Below are 2,919 nucleotides of genomic sequence, written 5' to 3'. Positions count from 1 at the left end.
GTTCAACAGCCAAGCGTGTAGCCGCAAAGGTATACAAGAGGCCGAAAACAGTGCCGGCAAGATCCATTAAGAGCAGTCCGAGAAAAGAAAGCCGCTCAGCCGCCAAAGTAATCCGGACAACGAAGAAAGCAAAGCCGAAAGTGGCCAAGCGAGCCCAGCAGCCAAGAAGGCAAACCCAAACGAGGATAGAGAAGCGGGCAGGAAATCCAAATAGCGCAGGAAACTTAGACAGCCTCGATCCACCTAAACAAAAGTCACTCGTAAGGCTGGATTTGCAGAAGTTTGCTGGTGATAAGGGCACGGATAAAGGACTAGCCACTAGAGGATATAAATCTGAACCTGGCGAAAGAACTTTTGAAGGATTTGTAAAAAATAATGTTCCTGTAGATAAAGAAACAACACTGCATACCAATTCTCCTGGCTTTAATACAAGCCCTAAAAATGCTGATGGTCAGTTTAAGAGATTTGGGGCTGACTCACATGGTGGATTGTCACCACATGTACACCAACCAACTCGAAACGTTAATCCAAAAACGGGTGCAATTTTTGGAGGACAAGGTAGAAAAACTGGTGACGGGGGTGTAACATCGCCAGGGAAAAGAGATGTTACACAATTGTATCAATACTTATATAATGGTAAATACGATAATTGATAATGGGAGGCTTATATGAGAAAGTTAAATTCTAGCCAAGAATTATTTTTCAATACACTAAATGAAATTCAAGAAGAGGTAGTTCAGACTGCTCTGAGCAAATATAGTTGTGAAAATCCTGAGAGGCTATTGTACGATGTAACGTATGACACTATTTATAGCATAATGGAGCTAATTGACGGTTATACAAAGGATAATCTACAGTTAGATATCATTGAAAAAGGAAGTAAAAAATCCTTGAAGGAAAATATTCAATTACATGATGTTTGCGTAGATTTCATCAAATCATGAATATAAATAAAAGAACTAGGGGAAAACCTCTAGTTCTTTTTAACCAATTAGCCTTGGAGTTAGGTGAAAGGGATAGTTTATGACGTAGAAAGGCTAAATATTAAATTAAGAAGAAAGCCCGTGGCGATAAATAAGGGCTAACGTAAATGGCATCCTTATTGTGCCTTGGTATTTAATTTTGAGTTGCATTTTACTAGAGATGGTTTTATAATACTCACTATTTGTTTGAAAAACCGTAGGACGATCAAGAGAGTCTCCAAGAAGACATACCGTTCAACAGTCAAGCGTGTAGCCGCAAAGGTATACAAGAGGCCGAAAACAGTGCCGGCAAGATCCATTAAGAGCAGTCCGAGAAAAGAAAGCCGCTCAGCCGCCAAAGTAATCCGGACAACGAAGAAAGCAAAGCCAATAGAGCAGGAAACTTAGACAGCCTCGATCCACCCAAACAAAAGTCGCTGGCAAGGATGGATTTGCAGAAGTTTGCTGGTAGTAAGGGTACGGATAATGGTGAACAACTTGGTGGGGCATATAAAAATGTACCGGCAAAGGGTGGACAAGTTCATCATATGCCAGCAGATTCAGTTAGTCCTTATAGTAAAGGTACTGGACCAGGAGTAAGAATGGAAACAAAGGATCATATGAAAACAAAAAGTTGGAGCAGTTCAAAAAAATCAAAAGAATACAGGGCGAAACAAAAAGTTCTAATTCAACAAGGTAAGTTTAGAGAAGCTCAACAATTGGATATTGATGATTTAAGGTCTCAATTCGGTAACAAATATGATAAGGGAATTGAACAAATGCAAAAATATACTAATGAATTATTGGGGGATTAATAGAATGGAGTTTAACATTATGCCTTATATTGGTGTTGGAAAGATTCATCTAGGGATGACCTCGGATGAAGTGCAGACTGCATTGAATTCAAAAGCTGAAAAATTTCGGAAATTTGATGATGATGAATGTGAAACAGACAGTTTTGAATGGTGTCATGTTTTCTATAAAAAGTCAGGAGTTTGTGAGGCTATAGAATTATTTGCACCAGCTTTCGTTATTTTCAATGGAGAGTACTTAATTGGGAAATCATTTTCTAAAGTAAAGGATTTTGTTTCGCAATTTGATGAGAAGCTACAGATTGATGAGAGCGGTTTTACTTCATTAAAGTTAGGTTTTGGTGTTTATGCTCCATTTGCAGAAAGTGAACCTCTTGAACCTGTAGAAGGTGTAATAGTCTTTGAAAAAGATTATTATAATTGATATATAATGAAAGGTATGAACCTTGATTGGCTAAAGGCCTTTCAAGGTTTTTTATATTTATCAAGGCAAGGGTCCTTATGACATGGAAGAGAGTTTCTGTATTGTCTTTAGCTCATTAATTATTGGGTTGTATTTTTACAAGGAACGGTCATATACTACTCACTAATCGTCTAAATGCGTTACATAATTTAATATTGGTAACGAGAGGACAATCCTATTTCCTTTCCTTAGCCTGTTCCCTGTATGCCCTAGATCTTGTTAATAACTTCGATTCGTCTAGCCTGGTGCAGCTGTCTTCATCGCCTCGAACTTCATTCCTGGAGGAGGGGTGGTTTCCAAGCTAGCTAAGGCAGCCTACAAAGGAACCTCAAGGGTAGTCAAGGCATACAGGACGGTCAAGATAGTCTCCAAGAAGACATACCGTTCAACAGCCAAGCGTGTAGCCGCAAAGGTATACAAGAGGCCGAAAACAGTGCCAGCAAGATCCATTAAGAGCAGTCCGAGAAAAGAAAGCCGCTCAGCCGCCAAAGTAATCCGGACAACGAAGAAAGCAAAGCCGAAAGTGGCCAAGCGAGCACAGCAGCCGAGAAGGCAAACCTAAACGAGGATAGAGAAGCGGGCAGGAAATCCAAATAGCGCAGGAAACTTAGACAGCCTCGATCCGCCTAAACAAAAGTCACTGGTAAGGCTGGATTTGCAGAAGTTTGCTGGTAATAAGGGT

The 2,919-nt window shown here is 40.0% G+C and carries 5 protein-coding genes; all 5 read left to right on the top strand.

Features of this window, described 5'->3' with window-relative positions; all coding sequences use genetic code 11:
- Positions 1 to 653: hypothetical protein (locus BQ5796_RS16945; protein ID WP_234969414.1), on the top strand; the 653-nt coding region annotated here is incomplete at its 5' end.
- A 15-nt stretch (positions 654 to 668) separates the two neighbouring features.
- Positions 669 to 944: a hypothetical protein gene (locus BQ5796_RS16940; RefSeq protein WP_071461541.1), complete on the top strand. Its 276-nt coding sequence runs from the start codon at positions 669 to 671 to the stop codon at positions 942 to 944.
- Between the two features lie 464 nt (positions 945 to 1,408).
- A complete protein-coding gene (locus BQ5796_RS16935; RefSeq protein WP_141769966.1) occupies positions 1,409 to 1,777 on the top strand; it encodes a hypothetical protein in 369 nt (122 codons plus the stop codon).
- 4 nt (positions 1,778 to 1,781) lie between these two features.
- A complete protein-coding gene (locus BQ5796_RS16930) occupies positions 1,782 to 2,198 on the top strand; it encodes a hypothetical protein (protein WP_071461539.1) in 417 nt (138 codons plus the stop codon).
- 328 nt (positions 2,199 to 2,526) lie between these two features.
- Positions 2,527 to 2,799, top strand: a complete 273-nt coding sequence (locus BQ5796_RS16925; protein WP_071461538.1) for a hypothetical protein — start codon at positions 2,527 to 2,529, stop codon at positions 2,797 to 2,799.
- The last annotated feature ends 120 nt before the right edge of the window (positions 2,800 to 2,919 follow it).

Source organism: Bacillus massilinigeriensis (assembly GCF_900111815.1).
Lineage (GTDB): Bacteria > Bacillota > Bacilli > Bacillales > Cytobacillaceae > Mesobacillus_C > Mesobacillus_C mediterraneensis.
Note: the sequence above shows the minus strand (reverse complement) of the source record. Positions and strands in the feature narration are given on the sequence as shown.